General features: G+C 62.1%; 16 protein-coding genes. 2 read left to right on the top strand and 14 right to left on the bottom strand.

Translation table 11 applies throughout. The annotated features are described in order from the left end of the window. Window positions 1–4 precede the first annotated feature (4 nt). The 9 genes from A5483_RS09370 to A5483_RS09410 form a co-directional block, all read right to left on the bottom strand. Entirely contained in the window at window positions 5–961 is a 957-nt protein-coding gene (locus A5483_RS09370) for an alpha/beta hydrolase (RefSeq protein ID WP_002549840.1), read from the bottom strand. A 15-nt stretch (window positions 962–976) separates the two neighbouring features. After that, complete coding sequence (locus A5483_RS09375; RefSeq protein WP_002527944.1) at window positions 977–1,180, bottom strand: DUF3073 domain-containing protein; 204 nt, start codon at window positions 1,178–1,180, stop codon at window positions 977–979. A gap of 135 nt (window positions 1,181–1,315) precedes the next feature. Beyond that, window positions 1,316–2,383: a phosphoribosylformylglycinamidine cyclo-ligase gene (purM, locus tag A5483_RS09380; protein ID WP_063811677.1), complete on the bottom strand. Its 1,068-nt coding sequence runs from the start codon at window positions 2,381–2,383 to the stop codon at window positions 1,316–1,318. After that, a complete protein-coding gene (gene purF, locus A5483_RS09385; RefSeq protein ID WP_063811678.1) occupies window positions 2,380–3,867 on the bottom strand; it encodes an amidophosphoribosyltransferase in 1,488 nt (495 codons plus the stop codon). Before purF ends, purM begins: the two co-directional genes overlap by 4 nt. 71 nt (window positions 3,868–3,938) lie before the next feature. Beyond that, window positions 3,939–5,186 (bottom strand): MFS transporter, encoded by a 1,248-nt coding sequence (locus A5483_RS09390; protein ID WP_063811679.1) that lies wholly within the window; start codon window positions 5,184–5,186, stop codon window positions 3,939–3,941. A gap of 184 nt (window positions 5,187–5,370) precedes the next feature. Next, window positions 5,371–6,714 (bottom strand): dipeptidase, encoded by a 1,344-nt coding sequence (locus tag A5483_RS09395; RefSeq protein WP_063811693.1) that lies wholly within the window; start codon window positions 6,712–6,714, stop codon window positions 5,371–5,373. Window positions 6,715–6,853: 139 nt separating this feature from the next. Then, window positions 6,854–7,621: a slipin family protein gene (locus tag A5483_RS09400; RefSeq protein WP_063811680.1), complete on the bottom strand. Its 768-nt coding sequence runs from the start codon at window positions 7,619–7,621 to the stop codon at window positions 6,854–6,856. Beyond that, window positions 7,618–8,415, bottom strand: coding sequence for a hypothetical protein (locus tag A5483_RS09405; RefSeq protein ID WP_063811681.1), 798 nt, complete (start codon window positions 8,413–8,415; stop codon window positions 7,618–7,620). The genes A5483_RS09400 and A5483_RS09405 overlap by 4 nt, the downstream gene beginning before the upstream one ends. Then, window positions 8,412–10,751, bottom strand: a complete 2,340-nt coding sequence (locus A5483_RS09410; RefSeq protein WP_063811682.1) for a nitric-oxide reductase large subunit — start codon at window positions 10,749–10,751, stop codon at window positions 8,412–8,414. The genes A5483_RS09405 and A5483_RS09410 overlap by 4 nt, the downstream gene beginning before the upstream one ends. Window positions 10,752–10,906: 155 nt before the next feature. Between A5483_RS09410 and pabB the strand changes: the two genes are divergently transcribed. Continuing rightward, on the top strand, window positions 10,907–13,003 hold the full coding sequence (gene pabB / locus A5483_RS09415; protein ID WP_063811683.1) for an aminodeoxychorismate synthase component I: 2,097 nt from the start codon (window positions 10,907–10,909) through the stop codon (window positions 13,001–13,003). Window positions 13,004–13,067: 64 nt separating this feature from the next. On the opposite strand, the gene purL is transcribed toward pabB, so the two are convergent. Beyond that, window positions 13,068–15,320 carry a phosphoribosylformylglycinamidine synthase subunit PurL gene (purL, locus tag A5483_RS09420; protein ID WP_063811684.1) on the bottom strand — a complete coding sequence of 751 codons (2,253 nt, stop codon included), beginning with the start codon at window positions 15,318–15,320 and terminating at the stop codon, window positions 13,068–13,070. A gap of 140 nt (window positions 15,321–15,460) precedes the next feature. Here purL and A5483_RS09425 point away from each other — a divergent pair, with 140 nt between their 5' ends. After that, on the top strand, window positions 15,461–16,759 hold the full coding sequence (locus tag A5483_RS09425) for an MFS transporter (protein ID WP_063811694.1): 1,299 nt from the start codon (window positions 15,461–15,463) through the stop codon (window positions 16,757–16,759). Between the two features lie 15 nt (window positions 16,760–16,774). Here the strand turns inward: A5483_RS09425 and pepN are convergent, their stop codons facing one another. The 4 genes from pepN to A5483_RS09445 form a co-directional block, all read right to left on the bottom strand. Continuing rightward, the gene (pepN, locus tag A5483_RS09430) at window positions 16,775–19,318 is read right to left on the bottom strand and encodes an aminopeptidase N (RefSeq protein WP_193790472.1); all 2,544 of its coding nucleotides are present in this window, start codon (window positions 19,316–19,318) and stop codon (window positions 16,775–16,777) included. Between the two features lie 139 nt (window positions 19,319–19,457). Then, complete coding sequence (locus A5483_RS09435; protein WP_063811685.1) at window positions 19,458–19,895, bottom strand: hypothetical protein; 438 nt, start codon at window positions 19,893–19,895, stop codon at window positions 19,458–19,460. A 267-nt stretch (window positions 19,896–20,162) separates the two neighbouring features. Then, window positions 20,163–20,600: a hypothetical protein gene (locus tag A5483_RS09440; RefSeq protein WP_063811686.1), complete on the bottom strand. Its 438-nt coding sequence runs from the start codon at window positions 20,598–20,600 to the stop codon at window positions 20,163–20,165. Then, complete coding sequence (locus A5483_RS09445) at window positions 20,597–21,286, bottom strand: hypothetical protein (RefSeq protein WP_193790473.1); 690 nt, start codon at window positions 21,284–21,286, stop codon at window positions 20,597–20,599. Before A5483_RS09445 ends, A5483_RS09440 begins: the two co-directional genes overlap by 4 nt. Window positions 21,287–21,296: the final 10 nt, after the last annotated feature.

Here is a 21,296-nt window from a genome sequence, read left to right on the forward strand (position 1 = left end):
GCTATTACGTCAAATAGGCGCCAACCCAGCGCTCCATTTCAGCGAAAACACTGGCCCGCACCGACGGAGCGGAGAGCACCAAGTCGTGGAGTCCACCCCGGACACGGACCAGGGTGAGATGGCGGCCAAGATTGACTGCTGCACGTGCCAACCGATCGACGTCGAGGACGGTATCGGCGGTCTTCATCGACGGCTTCCACGTCGCTGAGAGGTCGCTGCGAGCGGACATAAGCACCAACAGCGGGACGTCGATGTGTAGCCCCTGAGCCACCTTCTGATGGCCATCAAGGATGGCTGCCAGCCACCCAGCACGAGTGACGAAAGGAGCCCACGACGGGTCCTTGACCTCGGGGACGTCCCATTCCCCGCCAAACTCGCGTCGGATTGAGCGCCCGAAATTATCCCGGGACGGAATAGGCAGCACGGTCGTCGGTTCTGCGACGCGGACTGACCGAGCTAGCGGTCCGGCTAGGGCTCGGGTAAGGAACGACCCCTGAAGGTCGATCCACGGCGAGTTGAGAATGACCCCGTCGACCTGACCCGGATCACGCGCCACCCACAACGGGACAATGAGTCCCCCGGTGGAATGGCCCATGATCGTCACCGAATCGTGGTCGGCGCGCAGCAAGGACACCGCAGCGCCGAGTTCTTCGTCGTATTCGGCCAGGTCACGAACCCAACCAGCCATCTGACCTGGGACGAGATTTCGCCCGTACCGACGCAGATCGAGCCCGAGGAAGTCATACCCCCAACTCTCTACCGCCTCAGCTAGGTGGGCTTGGTAGAAGCAGTCCGACCAGCCGTGGACGTAGAGCATGGCGCGGCCATGACGGGGCTCACCACGACGCACCACACTCGCAGTCAAGAGCCCATCGGGATCTCCAACAGCCTTAGCTGCATGCGGGAGCCCGATTCGGGCGTACTCAAACCCATCGAGCAGGGGGTCGTTCAGCCACCTCATGGCCGCATTACCGGCTCAGTCATCCTCGCCGTAGTGGGCGTACTTCTCAGCCAAATCTGCGTACTCATCCGACAGGCCATCCTCGTCATGAGGATCCTCCTGCTGATGGTTGTCGCCTCTCAGCTCTCGCTCCAGTGACTCGAGATCCATGTTCACCGAGCGATACTTCAAATCGCGGGCAACCTTGGTCTGTTTCGCCTTTGCACGGCCGCGCCCCATGTGGGTCGACCCCCTCGCTTCATCAATAGCGGCTTTGCCGCCCAAAATCATCAACTGTCGTGGGGCACAGGCTACCCGAGCGATGACCCACGTACCAAAGTGGGCCACCACAAGATGTGTTTACGGACGAACGGTCTAGCAACAAGGATGGTTTGAAACCAGCACCGCCCCCGGCTCATTCGTCGCGTCACGATGGGAAACACGGCCACACCGCCAAGCGGAAAGACCACGCTCGGCAAGCAGATCGATGGCTGTGGAGATGTTCGCGTCAGGCATGACGAGGACCATCCCGACTCCCATGTTGAGAGTCGCCTCAATGTCAGGCTGTGAGACGTTGCCCACCTGCTGGACGAGATTAAAGATCGGCGCTGGCGTCCACGTGGAACGGTCGACGGTGGCAACGAGGTCGTCGGGGAGGACTCGGGCTAGGTTGTTAGCTAGTCCCCCACCAGTGACGTGGCTCATCGCGTGCACGTCGACCTGGCGGATGAGGGCCAGCACATCAGCTGCATAGACCGTAGTTGGCTCCAGCAGCTCCTCACCGAGAGTGCGGCCCAACTCGTCGACGTGACGCTCCAGAGCCCAACCAGCATCAGCCAGCAGCACCTTGCGGACCAAAGAATAACCGTTCGAGTGCAACCCCGAGGAAGCCACCGCTAGCAAGGCGTCACCCTCCTGCACTCGCTGCGGGCCGAAGATGGCGTCGTACTCGACGGCACCCGTAGTAGCACCGGCGACGTCGTACTCGTCGTCGGCCAGCAGACCCGGATGCTCAGCCGTCTCTCCGCCTAGCAGAGAACAGCCAGCCTTAACGCAGGCTGCGGCGATGCCCTTGACGACATTGGCAATCCGGTCAGGATCGACGTGGCCGCACGCAATGTAGTCAGTGACGAACCACGGCTCGGCACCCACGACGACGAGGTCATCGACGAGCATGCCAACGAGGTCAAAACCGATAGTGTCGTGAACGTCCATGGCTTGAGCGATGGCTACCTTGGTTCCAACCCCATCAGTCGAGGTGGCCAGCACCGGATGGCGGTACTTACCCAGGGCAGCTGCATCGAAAAAGCCAGCGAAACCGCCCAGGCCGCCGAGGACCTCTGGACGACGGGTAGCGGACACGTGGGCCTTCATAAGGTCGACGGCGCGCTCACCAGCCTCAATGTCAACTCCGGCACGGGCGTAGGCGGACTCGTTGCTCACTGCTGCTCCTGGTTGGGGTCGGTGTTAGTGGCGTCAGCTAGCACGTCTCGCGCCGAGACGGGCACTTGTACGGGATAGACGCCGTCAAAGCAGGCCCGACAGAGGTTGTCGGCGTCGACGTGGGTAGCACGAACGAGGCCGCCAAGGCTGACGTAGCCAAGTGAATCAGCGCCGATAGATCGGCAGATGTCCTCGATCTCAAGGCCTGGGGCGATGAGCTGGGCGCGCGTAGCGAAGTCGATGCCATAGAAGCACGGCCACTGCACCGGCGGAGAAGAGATGCGCACATGCACCTCGGCCGCACCAGCCTCGCGCAGCATTCGGACAAGCTGACGCTGAGTATTGCCGCGCACGATGGAGTCATCGACGACGACGATGCGTCGTCCTTCGATGACGTCGCGCAGCGGATTGAGCTTGAGTCGGATACCCAGATTACGCAGAGTTTGAGAAGGCTGGATGAACGTCCGGCCCACATAAGAATTCTTGACCAGGCCCATGCCGTAGGGAATGCCGGACTCGTCGGCATAGCCGATGGCCGCCGGGGTGCCAGATTCTGGCACCGGAATGACGAGATCGGCATCGGCGGGGTGTTCCTGGGCCAGAATCTTACCGATCTTGACGCGAACGTTGTGGATGCGTCGTCCGGCGATAACGGTGTCAGGGCGAGCCAGGTAAACGTACTCGAAGATGCACCCCTTGGGGTGAGCCTCAGCGAAACGGCTAGTGCGTAACCCAGCCGCGTCAATGGCGATCATCTCGCCGGGATCGATCTCGCGAACGAAGGTGCCACCGACGATGTCGATAGCCGCAGTCTCGGAGGCGACCACCCACCCACTAGAAAGACGCCCCAGCACCAGCGGCCGGATGCCCTGCGGGTCACGAGCAGCACACAGGGTGTGGTCGTCCATGAAGACGAGGCTAAAGGCACCCTGGAGGTGGGGCAGGACCTGGGTGGCGACCTCCTCAAGGGTGCCGTCATAGGTCGTCATGAGGGCGGTCACCAGCGAGGTGTCGTTGCTTGAGTCCATCCGGTCCTTGTGGGGAACCTCGGTGTCCGGGGCGCGCTCAGCGATGAGAGCTTCAAGCGCGTCGGTGTTGGTGAGGTTGCCGTTGTGGGCCAGGGCCAGTCCACCACCACCGTGACGCGACCTGAATGTCGGCTGGGCGTTATCCCAGATACTCGCACCAGTCGTCGAATATCGGGTATGCCCGACTGCCATATGCCCCTGGAGGGAGTTAAGGGTGGTCTCGTCGAAAACCTGGGACACCAGCCCCATGTCCTTGAAGACCATCATTCGGCGACCGTCTGACACCGCCATGCCAGCTGATTCCTGGCCACGGTGTTGTAGGGCGTACATGCCGAAGTAGGTGAGTTTGGAGACCTCCTCACCGGGGGCGTAGATCCCGATGACGCCACAAGCGTCCTGGGGTCCGTGGTTCTGGGGGTCGAGGTCTGCGGTAAGCCTTCCGTCTGCGCGCGGCACGAAACCACGGTACCGCAGACCGGCCGACGACGCCCATGGATCCGGTTGGTGATGGTTAAAAGGCCGGCCTGTCAGCCCCTAGGCGGGATCACTTTCCGAGCCACTGGAACAGCCAACAGAATCGCAGCCACGCCGACACCAAAGGTCACCGCGTAGGCTGGGGTCGCGCCGCCCCAGTCGGCTAGACGCCCAGCCAGGGCCGTCCCGAAGGCATACCCGAGGCTGTTCATGGCTGCTAGCAGAGTCATGACGGTGCCGATCCGCCCAGCCGAGGCCGAGCGCTCTGCAACGCTGTACAGGGTGATCATGTACGGGGCTGCCGCCATACCGAGGATGATAAGGACCGGGACCAACGCCCCTAAATGATTGATCAACAGCAAAGGGGCTGCAAAGAGGGCCAGCCCAGCAGCGAAAAGACGCCACCTGGCCGCCAAGTCCAGACGATGAGCCAACCTTGGCAGGGCCAGCCCGGCAGCAGCGCTGCCCACCGAGAGCAGAGCGTGGAACAACCCCGCCAAACCTGGACGTCCAGCCTCGGCAGCAAGGCTGGTCGTGCCGGTCTGCACAGACCCGAACACCATGCCCATAAAGATCATGCCGACGCAGGTGGCTGCGACGCCAGAGGTCAATAGCGGGCCGGGGCCACGACGATCTGACGGAGTGGCGACTGCGGCACGAGTCGTTCGGTCGGGAGGAGTCTCAAGGAGATTCGACGTCGGATCAAGGGCAAACCAGCTCCCCAGCACCAACAGCATGGCACCGGCGACGATAAGGCCCGGCACGGGACCGGCCAGCACAGCGAGGACGCCGACCGTGGCCGGGCCAAAAGCGAAGGAGGCTTCGTCAATGGCACCCTCCCAGGCAAAGGACGTTTCGAGGATGCCCGCCTCCATGGTGGGATTCGCCGCACCCATGGCACGCCAGCGGACCCTCGCCATCGTGCCAATCTGCGGCAGGAAGAATCCCGCTAAACCACCGATAGCAGCCACCACTGGCCAGCCTGCACCTATAACCGCAGCCAGCCCCTCACCGATCAAGGCTGCGCCACCGACAAGGGACTGTACAAGCAGGACCATGCGCTGACCGTGACGGTCCGTCAGAGCGCCAAAAAACGGGGAGCCAATAGCGATAGCCATGGCAACCATGCCAGCAGCCAGGCCACCAGGACCTAGCCGTCCCGATACCTGCGGGCTGGACACCAGCAACAGAGTGCCCAACTGGCTCATAGCTAGGGGTAGACGAGCCAGGGCGGAGACCATGACGAATGCCCTGCCAGGCAGCGAGAACAGGGTTCGGTAGCTCACGGAACCGGAGGACATGAGGCGGACCTCTCGATGATGGGGACAACGTGCTGTCCGCGTCTGCCCACCCTTCTGACGCGAATCCCGGTGATCGTCAAGTACACGGGGTAGCCCCCCGCTAGACGTCCCAGGCCCTGCCTATCGGCTCGGCCGACGGCAGGGCTATCCTACGCAGGAACGCCGCGCAGTGGAACTTCGCCGCTCACTGGGCTAAGCCGGCAAGCATGAGGGCTTCAGTGAGGATCGCTCGACGAAAATCGCCCAGGTGCAGGGACTCGTCGATGCCATGCATACGCGAATCAGGGTCAGTAACAGCAGTCACCAACACCGTCGCCTGGGGGAAGGCATGCTGCAGGTCGGTCACCAGCGGGATAGCGCCACCAGTGCCCATCTCGACCGGCTCCTGGCCCCACGCCAACTTGAAGGCCTCCTTGGCGACCTCAGCCCTGTCCCCCGTAAAGGGGACGACGCCCGGCTGTCCCAACTGGCCACGGGTCACCTGGATGTGAGCGCCAAACTCGACACGGGACTCCAGATGCTTGACCAACGCCTCCATAGCCTCGCCGGCATCTTGCCCGGGAGCGACACGCAGACTGATCTTGGCCCGAGCGCTGGCAGGAAGGATGTTAATAGCGTCCTTGACCGGGGTGGCGTCAATAGCGATGACGGTGACCGAAGGCTTAGTCCACATCTTTTCGACGGCACGCCCTTGCCCAACCCACTGAACACCGTCGAGGACACCGGTCTCTTCACGTAGACGGTCCTCCGGGTAGTCCAGTTCGGGGCCCGCGAACCCTTGCAACCCGTCGACGGTGACCTCACCGGTCTCGTCGTGGAGGGTGGCGATAAGTCGGCACAGAGTAGTCAAGGCGTCGGGCACGATGCCGCCGAACTGGCCAGAATGCAGGGCGTGGTCGAGGGTAGAGACCTCCACCACACAGTCGACGACGCCACGCAGGGTGGTCGTCACGGAGGGGACGCCCTGCTCCCAGTTGACCGAATCGGCGACGACAATGACGTCAGCGGCCAGTGCGTCCTTGTGCTTGGCGATGATGGCCTCCATCGATGCCGAGCCGATCTCCTCCTCGCCCTCAACGAAGAGGGTGACGCCCACTGGAGGCTTGCCGTCAAAGGCACGAATAGCTGCCAAGTGGGCGGCAACGCCACCCTTGTCGTCGGCAGTGCCACGACCGTAAAGCCGCTCGCCCTTCGTGGTGGCGACGAAGGGTTCGGTGTGCCACTCGTCAAGGTTGCCGGTGGGTTGCACATCACCGTGAGAGTACAGCAGGACGGTGGGCATACCCTCAGGTGCCGGCCAATGAGCGATGACGGCGGGCAGACCCTCGTTCTCGGTGACGAGGGTGACGTCGGCAGCACCAGCCTCCTTGGCAGCGGCCGCAACGAACTCTGCCCCGGACCTCACATCGTCGGGCCGCTGAGAACTGACTGACTGGACTGCCACGTGACGCATGAGTTGCTCAACGGCGTCGTCGAAACCCGAATCAACCTTGGCAGACAAGTTCTTGAGAGCATGAGAAAGATCCATGATCAAAGTGTAGAGCCGCCGCCGTGACGGAGCGCCGGATCGTGAGGCAGTCGCATGCCCGGCTCCTCCATACCTCGGGCAGCCGGGGTGCTCACCGAGGCAGGTTGGGCCCAACCCCCGAGGGTTAGGCCCTCATCGGTCAATTCCCGTGACCTTGGCCAATGAGGGGGGCAAGGACGTCCATGGGCAGCGGAAACACAACCGTCGAATTCTGATCGGCTCCGAGCTCGAGAAGCGTCTGCAAGTATCGCAGCTGCAGCGAGGCCGGGCTCTTCGACAGTTCGTCGGCGGCCTGCCGTAACTCACTTGACGCTTGCATCTCGCCGCGCGCGTTAATGACCTTCGCTCGCCGTTCCCGCTCCGCCTCCGCCTCACGGGCCATGGCCCGCTGCATCGCCTCCGGGATCTCCACGTCCTTGATCTCCACGACGGACACATCAACACCCCACGGGTGCGTCTGCACCTCGATGATCTCACGCAGATCTGTGTTGAGATCCTCCCGATGGGCGAGGAGCGTGTCGAGATCCGCTCGACCCAGGACGCTTCGCAACGTCGTCTGAGCAATCTGACTCGTCGCAATCGCGTAGTTCTCCACGTTCATAACGGCGCTCATGGGATCGGTCACATTGAACAGGACGACGGCATTGACACGTGCCGGCACGTTGTCCCGGGTGATGATCTCCTGGGGCGGGATCGTCAGAGTCACGGTGCGTTGGTCGACCCTGTGCAGCTTGTCGAGGCCAGGAAAAATGAACACGAGCCCGGACCCGTGCAAACCCCGCAGTTTGCCGAACCGGAAGACGACGCCGCGCTCATATTCTGGGATGATCTTGAAGCTCGACACCAAAAACCCGATGACGAAGATGACGATCGCGATCGTCGTGAAGATCCATTCGATATTACTCATGTTCTGCTCCTGCCGGCGTCGACGTCGTCGGTACCTCGGTAGTATCTGCGCCGGTCAAACGCGCTCCGTGCCTCGGCCTCGGCCACCGCTGCCTGCTCGACCGAGCGATACCGGGTCCGATCAGACCTCCAGCGGGCTCCGTACCGGGCAATGAGGCGATCGGCTTCGTCACCTGCCCGGTCGGTCGTCGCCTGCCCATGAACGCCCAGCACCCGGACACGACCATCGTCGTGCGTCGTCCCGGCATCCGATACCGATGCCTCCAGTGGCAGCCCTTCCGGGATGTCCACCGGACGATGGCGCATGGACGCAGCGGTGGGAACAAGAGCCAGTCCGACGATGGCGATGGTCACCACTAGAGCGAGCACCTCCGCCACTGATCGTGCCACAAAGAACATGCCGACCGGCAGGGCCAGCGCCGCAACCATGACGCATACCGTCATGCCGCGATGGAACAGCCCGGCCTCGGAGTACGGCCACGGGTCGACGGGCATAGTCACCTCACGTGCCGACATCGTCGGCGAGCAGGTGTCCTTAATGGGGCACCGACCGCAGATTTCGTGTTGACCGCGGTACCTCACGACCCGCTTCTGCGGATCAAAGCTCGCAGGCCACAGCCAGTGATCCTCATGACACTTCCATCCGTCCCGATCGTCGTGGTAGATGAAGTTCGTCGTCTTCCACTCTCGACTCATCCGGGCACCGTGGCGCCCCAGGACATCGAGCAACCAGGCCACCACAAGCAAGACAAGGGAATAGGAACAGGCAAGCACCACCTGGAGGGAGGAGCTCACCTCGACACCTCCGGCAACCGGTCGCGTCCTTGCTCATCCGGGGCTTCCTCGACAAAGAGCCGCTCCACCGGCAGCTCATCAACGGTCCTCCCCTGCCGGTGGTGCATCAATCCCTGGAATGCCATCCACAAGAACGGCAATACCCCGCCGATGATGAAGACGAGGTCCCCCGGCATGCGGAGCCACTCGAGGACGACGTTGCGATGCTCGGTGATGTAGTTGAGCTGCCGAGCCTCGAAATAGCCAGCGTCAACCGAGTGGTATAGCTGCAGGATGCCGAGCGGCAGGAGGGTGACGAAGACCATCCAGGCGAGTCCGATGTTCGTACACCAGAACGAGATCTTCGCCAGCTTGTCGCTCCATTTGTCTTCGGGAATGAGGTACCTCAGCGCGAACATCGCCAACGCCATAGCCATCATCCCGTAGACGCCCATCATCGCCCCATGCGCATGGTTGGCAGTGAGGGCGGTGCCAATCTCGTAGTAGGACACAATCGGCAGGTTAATGAGGAATCCGAAGACACCGGCACCGACGAAATTCCAAAACCCGACCGCGACTAGGAACATCACTGTCCAGCGATGCGGGAACGGCGTCGACGACCGCGATTCGCGCCGGGCTCCGAGCTGCATGAATCCCCACGCCTCAACCGTGAGGAATGTCAGCGGGATAACCTCCGCAGCCGAGAAGAAGGCGCCAATGGCCATGTGTGCGCTCGGGGTGCCCGAGAAATACAGGTGGTGCATGGTGCCGAGCACCCCACCAGCCGAATAGAGGATGACGTCCATGTAGATGACGCCCAATGCCACCTTCTCACGGACGACACCGAGCATGACGAAGATGTACGCCACCATGACGGTGGTGAAGAGCTCAAGGAAGTCCTCTACCCAAAGGTGGACCACCCAGAAGCGCCAGAACTCGGCCACCGACAGCTGGGTGTGCGTCCCGGCGAGGAGACCCACGGCATAGAACATTGGGATCGACAGGGCCGAGAAGAAAAACACCCACGGCATATTGCCGACCGATTCGGTTCTCATCCGGGTATGCATGGCACGCCAAATGATGAACACCCACAGGAACATGCCGAGGGTGAGGAGGAGCTGAAACAGCTTCGGCAGGTCGATGTACTCCCACTGCTCGCCAAAGACCGGACCCTTGGCCCACGAGACTCCGTAGACCGACAACGCCTCACTTATGAGGGAGCCGAACACGACAAACGCCACTGCCCCAAGCAGCACGTAAGTCAGCACGTGCTGCTTCTTGGGCTCCTTACCCGAGACGAACGGAGCCAGAAAGACTCCGCCGGCAAGGAAGGCTGCCGCCGTCCAAAACAACGCCAACTGGACATGCCAGGTTCGGGCAAGGTTATAGGGCAGCCAGGTCGCGAGATCGAACCCGAAGAAGCTCGAGATATCAGCGCGGTAGTGCTCTGCTGCGGCACCGACAAGAGTCTGGACGAGGAAGAGCGCGGCGATGACGAAGAAGAACCATGCCGTGGCGCGTTGTGACTTGGTGAGCCCAACCTGGCTGGGACGGATGAAGCTCAGTGACGGAGTCTCCGACTCGTGCCAGCCGATGTTCTTGCTCCAGCGCCCATATATTGCGAACATGACTCCAGTACCGCCGATGAGGACGATGAGGGAGAGCCCCGACCAGACGACCATGTCGGCTGTGGGATGATTCGCCACGGTCGGGTCCGCCGGCCAATTGTTCGTGTACGAATAACTGTGCCCGGGCCGATCTGCGGCTGAGCCCCATGCGGTCCACGCGAAGAAGTCGGTCAATTGCCTAGCTTGCGCCGGGTCCTTGACGTCGTGGGCCAGGAGACCGAGGTTGTGCGAGTTGCTCCCGAAATATGTCGTGTAGTGGGAGACGAGATGACGGTACGCGGCAGTCTGCTGGCTTGACAGCACGAGCACACCGGTGCGGGAATCGTAGCGATTTGTACGCCAGTCCTTGATATTGGCCTGATGCGGCTGACTCTCCCCGGCTTTGATTCGAGTGTCCAAGGTAAACGTCGCGGCACGACGCAGGTAGTCAGCGGTGAAGTCGGGGCCAAGATACCCACCGTGACCGACGATGGAGCCATACTCCATGAGGCCTCGATTATTGAACGTTTCCTGCCCGGCAACGATGTCGTCATGAGTGAACAGCACCTCACCGGTAGTGGAAACCACCTTGTCAGGTATGGGTATGGAGTCGTTGTAGGTGTGATACGCGAGGATTCCCATCACCGTAAACCCGAGGACCATCACAAGGGCGATGCCTTGGACCCACCCCTTGCTGACGACCATCGGTCGACGACGAGTCGCCTCTGGTTTCTTGTCTCCATTGCCCATGGCGCAAGCCTATCGTTATTAACGATATAATCATCAATAAAGGATGAGCGTGTCCTCCCAGCCAGGGCACGATTTCAGGACAGCCCGTCTCGCAGCGCGGCCCTATCCTTGTGCTAGCGCTTGAGCACTGCAGTGGATGTCACCGAGGAGGGCCTGTGATCCTACTGGTGGACAACCACGACTCCTTCACCTTCAACCTTGCACACCTGCTGGCCGAAGCCAGCGGAATCGCGCCGGTGGTAGTCCGCCCCGAGGAGGTCGAGCGTGAGGGGATCCTTCGCCGATTGGCTGACGGCGAATTCGATCACGTGGTCATCGGACCCGGCCCTGGCACCCCGTGCAGCGACGAGGATTTCGAGATCGCTGATGAGGTGATCGATGCCTCCAGCGAGCTCCCGCTACTCGGGGTATGCCTGGGCCACCAAGGCCTCGGGCTGCGGCACGGTGCCCAGTTACAGACCATTCAGCCCCACCACGGCATCGTGAGCCGGATCCATCACTCCGGGCACGGGATCTTCGCCGGATTGCCGCAGGGTTTCGAGGCGACCCGGTATCACTCGCTGTGCCTGACCATGTTGGGGGATCAGGTCGTCGAGCACGCTCGTGCCGACGACGGCACCATCATGGCGTTCAAGGTTGCCGACCGGCCACATTGGGGTGTGCAGTTCCACCCAGAATCGGTGATGACGCAGGTCGGACGTCAGTTGGCCACAAACTTCCTCGCGACTGGCAGCCAGCCCCGGCGTAGCGCAGTGCACAAAAAACGCGAACCAGGCAACTCCCAGTCACGGGAAGGTCTTCAAACTACGACACGGTGGAAAATCCACCACCGAGCGGTGGAGATCGACCTCGACGAAGAAGCCACCTTCGGCCACCTAGCTGGCGACGGTGACGCCTTCTGGTTAGATTCGGCCGCCACACATGGCGACACCGGCCGCTGGAGTGTCATGGGCACAGCGCTAGGGACGGCGTCCGAACTGGTCAGTTACGACGTCACCACAAACACCCTGACGGTCAACGGGCGAACCCAGCCCGGAGATGTGCTGAACTTCCTGGAACACCGCCTTGCGGATGGGACGTTACAAAGGGATCCCGGACTGGGTGATATCCCATTCGTAGGTGGCTACGTCGGCTTCCTGGGCTATGAATGCAAGGCGCTGACCTTAGGTCCGAATGCCCACTGCAGCGAGCTGCCCGACGCCATGTGGCTGCGCCCGGCCAGCTGGATTGCATACGACCACTACCGGCACCACGCTCACCTCCTAGCCTTGGTAGATCGCGACACACTAGGCGGCGACGAAGCCGCTGATCTGTTGGACGCACTAGCGGCGACGCTGGTGGTGCGCCCAGGGGACAGCGAAAGCCCCACACCGCGGACCGCTCCCGTGGAAGGATCGTGGCGGCTCAGTCAAGGGGATTACCAGGATCGTATCCTTGCAATCCAGCGGGCGCTGGCGCGGGGCGACTCGTACGAGGCCTGTCTCACCGACACGTGGACTACTCAGTGCGACGTGGACGGCTGGCGGCTGTACCGCACGCTGCGGCGTCGAAACCCAGCCCCCTACGGGGCGTATCTTCGGTTCACCGACCCGCGGGTGGAGGTGTGCTCTTCATCCCCGGAACGGTTCCTGCGAGTCCGCGACGGCATCGCCGAGTCCAAGCCGATCAAGGGGACGATCGCCCGCTGTGATGATCCGGTGGAAGACGCCCGGCGAGTCGTCGAGCTACAAACTGACGCGAAAAACCGTGCCGAAAACCTTATGATTGCCGATCTGGTGCGCAACGACCTGTCGCGCGTGTGCCAACCAGGCACGGTGGAGGTACCACGTCTGATGGCAATCGAGACATATGAGACGGTGCACCAAATGGTGACCACGGTGCGCGGGCGACTACGCGCAGACGCCAGACTGGTCGACGTACTGCGAGCGACCTTCCCTGGCGGATCAATGACCGGGGCGCCCAAGGAACGATCTGTGGAGATTCTGGACAGCCTGGAAGCCGGCTCACGGGGAATCTACTCGGGAATACTGGGATACCTCGGACTCGATCGCACTGCCGACCTCAGCATCGTGATCCGGACGTTGGTTCGAGCAGGGAAGCAGGTAACGGTCGGTGCCGGCGGCGCAATCGTCGCAGCCTCCCAGCCCGACGCGGAGTGGCGCGAGAAAAACCTCAAAGCCGCGGCGCCGCTAGCTGCGCTGACGGAGGCGATGCAAGCGTTCCACCAGCCTGAAGATGACCCAGCGACGTAGCCGTTCCCGTACGCGAAAACCGCTTTTACCGCATACGTGTGATCGCCCCGAACCTGAGCTCCCGTCACTCCCCCATAGCGGCCGGGATCGGCTTGCGCCAGGCGCGCTCGATCTCGTCAAGGGAGAGGCTGAACAGTCCGTTGACCTCGAGCTCGCCGTGATCAATAACCTCGCCGATACGCGCAGTCGGCACGCCGTGATCCTGGCACAGCGCCTTGAACTCGCGGTAGCCGCTACCGCACAGTGAGACGACCGCCCGAGCCGGGGTCTCAGAGAACAACATCACCGACGGCTCACCTTCAGGCAGGCTCACCGAAACACCAAGACCCCCCTGCAGGCAGCTCTCCACAAGCGCCTGGGCCAGGCCACCGTCGGACAAGTCGTGAGCGCTAGACAGCAGACCGCGTTTCGACGCCTCCACCATCACTGCGGCCAGAGCCTTCTCGGCATCCAGATCGGGCATCGGAGGCATACCACCCAGGTGGCCAGCGTGGATGACGTCCTCGTAGACTGACCCACCGAACTCGCACTTGGTCGTTCCCAGCAGCAAGACGGCGTCGCCGACGTGGGCGAAGGCCAACGGGATGCGACGATGCACGTCATCAATAACGCCCAGCACACCGACTAGCGGAGTAGGCCGAATCGACTCATCTCCGGTGCGATTGTGCAGGGAAACATTGCCGCCGGTAACCGGCACGCCAAGCTCGCGGCAGCCGTCAACCAGACCAAGGATGGTCTCGTCGAATTGCCACATGACGTCAGGATCGTACGGAGAGCCGTAGTTGAGACAATCGGTGACGGCCACTGGAGTCGCGCCAGAGACAGCCACGTTCCGATACGCCTCGCAGAGAGCCAACTGGGCACCAAGGTACGGGTTAAGGGTGGTCTGCCGCCCGTTAGCGTCCAAAGACAGCGCGATGCCGAGGTTGTCGTCAATGCCGATCATGCCGGCGTCGTTCGGCTGAGCGAGCACAGTGTTGCCGCGCACGAATCGGTCGTACTGATCAGTGATCCAGGAACGGTCACACAAGTGAGCTGAGCCGACGAGCGCAAGCAGGGCCCCTGCAAGACCCTCACCAGAGTTGTCACGCGGCAACGCGTTGGCGTCATCCTCATTGAACTCATCTATCCACCACGGACGAGCGGCTGGCATATCGAGTACCGGCCCGTCGTGAGCAACGGTCCGCGGATCGACGTCGACAATCCGCTCGCCGTGCCAATCAATGTGCAGGCGACCGGTGTCGGTAACCTCACCGATGACAGTGGCAGCAACACCCCAGTGGGCGCAGATCTCCATGAAACGGTCGAGCTGGTCGGGGCGCACCACCGCGGCCATCCGCTCCTGAGACTCGCTCATGAGGATCTCTTCAGGGGCAAGGTTCGGGTCGCGCAGCGGGACGCGGTCGAGCTCAACGTGCATGCCACCGTCGCCAGCACTGGCCAGCTCAGAGGTGGCACAGGAGATTCCGGCGGCACCGAAATCCTGCAGGGCCTCAACCACCCCAGCGTTAAAGAGGTCAAGGGTGCACTCGATGAGCAGCTTCTCCATGAAGGGGTCGCCCACCTGGACGCTAGGCCGCTTCGACTCACCCTCTGCGGCGAAGGACTCCGAGGCGAGGATCGACGCGCCACCGATACCGTCACCACCGGTGGCCGCACCAAAGAGAATGACAAGGTTGCCCACACCCGAGGCCTTGGCGAACTGTAGATCCTCATGGCGCAGCACCCCGACGCACAGGGCATTGACGAGCGGATTGCCGTAATAGGTGGGGTCGAAGAGGGTCTGGCCGCCGATCGTCGGCAGGCCCAGGCAGTTGCCATAGTCGGCGATCCCGGAGACAACACCGGGCAGCACACGTGCGGTATCTGGAGCGTCCAGCGGGCCGAAAGCCAAGGCATTCATGACGCCAACCGGGCGGGCGCCCATCGCCATGATGTCGCGAACGATGCCACCAACCCCGGTAGCTGCACCCTGGTGGGGCTCGACGTAGGACGGATGGTTGTGAGACTCCGCCTTAAAAGTGACGGCCAGTCCGTTGCCGATGTCGACAACGCCGGCGTTGTCCCCGATGCCGGCAAGCAATGGGCCGAGCGGCGTCTGCTGGGGCAAGTCACCGAATCGACGCAGGTACTTCTTTGATGATTTGTACGAGCAGTGCTCCGACCACATCACCGAATACATAGCGAGTTCGCCGCCGGTTGGGCGGCGTCCCAGGATCTCCCGGATGCGCTGATATTCGTCGGCGGACAACCCCAACTCTGCCCAGGGCTGCTCAACGTCGGGGGTGCTGACGGCGTTCTCCACTGTGTCTGCCACAGGACAAATCTAGCCGGTGAGCAACATCATTGCCGCCCCGACCACAGATGTGCCCTCACTCAAGGCACATAGGAATGATGGAACGTCTTACCATGATCCAAGTGAGTACCCCCACATTGAGCCCTCGTCGTCGCGTCGCCATGACATGGGTGGTGTGGATTACAGCCGTAATCGCGTACGGGTTCGCGGTCATGCAACGAACCTCGCTAGGCGTCATGGGGCTGACGGCAGCCGCCCATTTCAACGCCCCGGCCTCCGTCGTCGCCACCTTCATGGTGCTGCAGCTAGCGATCTACGCCGTACTCCAGATTCCAGCCGGTATCACCGTCGACCGATTAGGGTCGAGGGTCGTCATCACCGCTGGATCGACCGTCATGGCCATCGGACAGGTCGTCATGGCACTCGCCGGGAGTGTCGGCGGAGCAGTACTAGCTCGCCTTCTCGTCGGATGCGGCGACGCTTTCATTTTCGGTGCCGCAATACGGTTGGTGCCAGCTTGGTTCCCCCCTAAGCAAACCCCCCTAGTAACCCAACTCACCGGTTTGCTGGGCCAGTTCGGACAAGTCGCCTCAGCCGTTGGCCTGGTGGCCATGGTGAACAGCAACGGGTGGCGTTCCACCTATCTCCTGGCAGCCGGTGGTGCTGCGGCAGCGGCTGTGCTGGCAGTTCTCCTCATCCGTGACGCCCCGCCCGCAGTGGAGCCACAACGTACTGACACCAACGTCAAACAGCTCCCCCATCAGGTCGCCGAGGTCGTCAAACATCCCTCGACGCGGCTGGCTTTTTGGGCACACATGTCGTCGAATTTCGCCGGAATCGTGTTTTCGCTGATGTGGGGCATGCCCTACCTCACCCACGCTGAGGGGCGCTCAGCGGCCACCGCCTCGACGCTTATGACGGTCTACGTCATCGCCAATGCCATCGCCGGACCGACCGCCGGCATCCTCACCAGTCGGCACCCCATTCGTCGCGGCACCCTCATCGAGGCCATGATCACCGCCTCCGCGCTGGCGTGGCTGGTCGTTCTAGTGTGGCCGGGGCCCGCCCCGTTGTGGATGCTTTTCCTCCTCACCATCTGTCTAGGCATCTCCCTGCCAGGCGGAAATGTCGGCTTCGACGTGGCGCGCACCTTCCAGCCAGGCAACCGGTTAGCCACCGCCACTGGTGTAGCGATTACGGGCGGCTTCTTCTTCGGCCTCTTGGAGATCGAAATCATCGGTTTACTACTCGACATACTGTGCCCTGGCGGCCGCTACACCCTCAGCGGATTCCGCTGGGCGATGTCAACCCAGCTCTTCTTCTTTGCCATCGGATTGATCGGGTTGGAGATCAACCAGCGTCGGCTCTACCGGATCATGGCCGACAACGGCGTAACCGTACCTACCTGGCGCGAGGCCGTGGAGCGGCAGTGGCGGGTCGTCAAGCAGCGTCGCCGCTAAACAACCCGCCGTTACTCAGCTATTGAAGTCACGGGCGGTTTCGGCACGAGATGCGGCGTCGCGACGCTCCCTAACCATCCGGGTCAGACCACCAGAGGCCAACTGGTGACTCGCCAACCAACGGTCAGCAGTCTCGGCGACATCGCCGTCAGGGAACAATCCGACGACTAGACGCTGGGCCATCTCAATCGGGAACTCCTGCCAGATCTGCTCAAGATCATCGAAATAAGAGCTATTAAGACCGGCAAAGGCCTCTGCTCCCAGCGGGGTACGCAATCCCTCGATGAGGGCCAGACAGTGCTCATTGGACAGCTCCCCCGGGGTGCGCAGGCGACGATAGGCCTCCTGTTTTGCGGCATCGTCGGGACAGGCGGTGAGGGCAGCGAGGTGATGGGCGACACCGGTCTTGGTGTGGTCACGCTCTAGCTCAGCATCTAGATCTTCGACGCTGGCCTGGCCCAGACCCGCCAAGGCCATCCAGGACTGCCACCTCATCTCCGGATCGACGACCAGGCCGGTGACATCACCGTCAAGCAAGCCACGGACCCGTCCAGCCGACTGCGGATCGGCAGCTGACAACGCCAGAGCGTGACGAGCCCACATGCGCTGTAGATCGCTACCTGGCTCGGAGCCATCGAGTCCGAGCCAAGCCCGGGCTGCCTCCGCGCGACGTGCACTCTCGCGAGCAAAATCAGGCAGATAGTTCTCGACGGCCATTCGTGACTGCTGCAAAACGGTGGCAAGGATGGCCGGTTCGGTCTCCTTGGGGCCATGCAGGGCAGCAGCATCGAGGTAGTCCTGCACCTTGAGCTTGGCGTCGCGCACGGCATTCCACAGCATCGACCAGACCAGCGCGCGAGCCAATGGGTCAGTCAGGCCCGACAGGTGGGCAAGGACGGTCTTCGTACCGGTGGCGCCGAGACGCACCTTGGCGTAGGTGAGGTCATCATCGTTGATAAGGATGAGGTCGGGAGCCGGCCTGCCCGCAGCCTCAGGAACCGGAGTGCGCGGGGAAGAGATAGCGAGATCAATGAGGTTAGTGCGCACCAGGTCTTCGCCACGCAGGGAGTACAGCCCGACACGCAAAGTGTGGGGACGATTAACGCCGCGGCCAGTGCGGACGTCGACCGAATCACGCACTACAGCCAGCTCGGAAACTACACCGTCACGAATGGTGAGCTCTGGCAGCAGAACGTCGGGACCAGTGGTCTTGAGCCAAGCGTTGACCCAGACGCTCAGATCGCGTCCGCAGGCCTTTTCGAGGTGACGAATGAGGTCGTCGAGGGTGGCTGACGAGAAAGCCAATTCGCGGAAGTAGTGGCGGGCCGCGCCAAAGAACCGCTCAACACCGACATGGGCCACCAGCTGTTTGAGCACCGAGGCGCCTTTGGCATAGGTGATGCCGTCAAAGTTTTGACGGGCAGCCTCCAGATCGACGATGTCAGCGACGATTGGATGAGTTGTCGACTGCTGATCGGCGGTGTAGGCCCAGGCTTTGCGCCCGACGGCGAAGTTCGTCCAAGCCTCGCGGTATTCGGTGCCGGCGACCGAGGCGTGAGCGCCCATGTACTCGGCGAAAGACTCCTTGAGCCACAAATCGTCCCACCACTTCGGGGTGACGAGATCGCCAAACCACATGTGGGCCATCTCGTGGAGAATGGTGTTGGTACGCCCTGCGAGCTCAGATCGAGTAGCCGGGCCGCGATGGATGTACTTCTCGGTGAAGGTCACCAGACCCGGATTCTCCATAGCGCCAAGGTTGTATTCCGGCACGAAGATCTGGTCGTACTTGCCCCACGGGTAGGGGTAGCCGAAGGCGTCGTGGTAGAAGGCCAGGCCCTGCTTGGTGATCTTGAAGATCTCCTCATGATCCACGTACTCGGCCAAGGATGCGCGAGCGAGAATGCCCAGCGGGATGGACTCCGAGCCGTCGCGGGAGTGCCATTCGTCCTCGAATCGGACGTACGGGCCAGCGGCGATGGCGGTGAGGTAGGTCGACATCCTCGGGGTGAGTGCGAAATCGTGTAGAAGGCCATTTTCCTCCTCCCGAATGTCCTCGTGGACCTGGTTGGAGGCGACCCGCCAGTCGCTCGGGGCGATGACGTCAAAGTCGACGTGGGCTTTGAGGTCAGGCTGCTCGAACACTGAGTACATCCGGCGAGAGTCCGCCGCCTCAAAGTGGGTGTAGAGGTAAACCTTGCCGTCGGCGGGATCGACGAAGCGGTGCAAGCCCTGGCCAGTGTGTTGGTAGGGCAGCTTGGCGGTGACGACGACGAGATTCTTACGATGAGTATGGAGTCCGTGAAGCTGGATACGAGAGCCGTCATACTCCGGCTCGACCTCCTCATCGTTGACGATGACCGACTCAATCTCGCCGTCGAGCAAGTCCAGGAAGGTGTCGGGCTCCTTGGTCGAGAATCGCACCCTGGTGCTGGAGGTGAAGTGGGTGGCCCCATCAGCGTCTGCACCGCGCACGTCGATGCGGACGTGGTATCTCTCGACAGTGATGATCTCGGACCGGTGACGGGCTTCTTCGCGGGTCAGATTCTTCGTACTCACACCACCAGAGTATGGCAGTGGCGCGTGCCATGGGCGTCTAGACCGAGCAGTTCCTCTGGATGAAGCTGTACCTCGAACCGATCAGGGTGTCTCATGTCCGCTGTTGACGGGTACGAGCCGGCGGGCAAGGGCAGCCGTGTCAGGGTAGGTCATCCAGCGATTCCTTTGGACAATCGACCTGCTGGACCGTCACCCCATGGGCCACGTCGTAAACCCGACACGCGACCGAGGATGCCGATTTGCCCCCGTCAGGTGGCAACAGAGAGCCTGACTCCATATGCCTGTATAAGTCGACACGAAACCGGGTCCCCTCACGACTACGCACAACCCACCGGTCGACGACGTTAACATCCGGCGGGTTGGTCTCGTTGAACCATGTCTGCGCGGCGTCCGCACGTTCAGCCGGGGAGGTGAGCCCATGCGAGTCCAACTCCTTGCGCAACGCGTCGGGCAGGTCGTAGTCAGCTCGCCCAGCAACATCCTCATCTGTCTCAGACTGGATCGTGCTGCAACCCGCCACACCGAAGCAGAACAGCACACACGCAGTCATGACGACCACGAACCGAGGACTCCTCATCGGCGCCCCCTCAGTTCTCGCCGAGCAACCGCACACCGCTCCGGCAGATACGCATCTATGGTACCAGCACCCCTGGCACATCCACATCACACAGTCACGATTGCGACTAAGACGCGAAGTTCTAGCAAGAAAGGCAGGGCGTCATCACTGCGCTTGGTGAGGAGCTTGCCGAGTCAACCGATGGTGATCAAACGCTGTCCCTCGAACCAATCGGATGTCTCATCTTCACTGTTAACGAGTACGAGCCGGCGGGCAAGGGCAGCCGTGTCAGGGTAGGTCATCCAGCGATTCCTTTGGACAATCGACCTGCTGGACCGTCACCCCATGGGCCACGTCGTAAACCCGACACGCGACCGAGGATGCCGATTTCCCCCCGTCAGGTGGCAACAGAGAGCCTGACTCCACACGGACGTAGAAGTCGACACGCAACCGGGTCCCCTCACGACTACGCACCACCCAATGGCCACCAAGAGAGATGTCTATCGGCCTGGTCTCGTTAAACCACACCTGCGCGGCGTCCGCACGCTCAGCCGGGGAGGCAAGCCCCCGCGAGTCCAACTCTTTGCGCAGCGCACGGGGCACGGCAACGTCGGCGCTATCCGCTGCTTGCACATCCGCCTCAGATTGGATCGTGCTGCAACCCGCCACACCGAAGCAGAACAGCACACACGCAGTCATGACGACCACGAACCGAGGACCCCTCATCGGCGCCCCCTCAGTTCTCGCCGAGCAACCGCACACCGCTCCGGCAGATACGCATCTATGGTACCAGCGCCCCCTGACGCATCCACGTGATCGACCACGTCGAAATGGCTCTGCAACCGTCCCACCTCAGGTGAAGTCGAACCTTTCGCGAGGTAGATCAAGGACTGGTCAGGCACCCTGAGATGCCCACCCCAAGCCAGGACTCCTCGCGACTCAGCAACGATATCCTCCAGCACAACAACCTCATCGGGGAAAAGATTACCCGTTGACCCGTACGGGAGAAAACTCTCACGAAAAAGGAAGGCTGTCCCGGACAGAAGGTTGGACCGTTGCGGTGAGGCAACATTCCGGTCATGCTGGAGCCCTGCCACGTCACCGGGACGCAATGAGACAAGTTCGTAGTTGATGCGCCTCAAGGCATGCAGCAGCACGACCGACGGTGCACCGGTCGTCAGAGTCACGTCGATCCCTGCACCCTCGACCGTCTGCGCAGCAGCAGCGGCACCGATCGGCCAGTCGTTAGCGCTGCGCATCCCAGACCATCGTTGCACGCGAGAAGGCTGGATGGGCGACAACGGAACCGGGGGCAGGGCGGCGGCCTCAGAAGCCAGAACGGCCGTCAGCCCGCTTGCGGCCATACCGCTCAGCAAGGCACGACGGGGAATCTTGTAGGAATTGTGTGTCATCGCCGCGTTC

Origin of the sequence: Cutibacterium namnetense, assembly GCF_001642025.1 — a bacterium.
Taxonomy (GTDB): domain Bacteria; phylum Actinomycetota; class Actinomycetes; order Propionibacteriales; family Propionibacteriaceae; genus Cutibacterium; species Cutibacterium namnetense.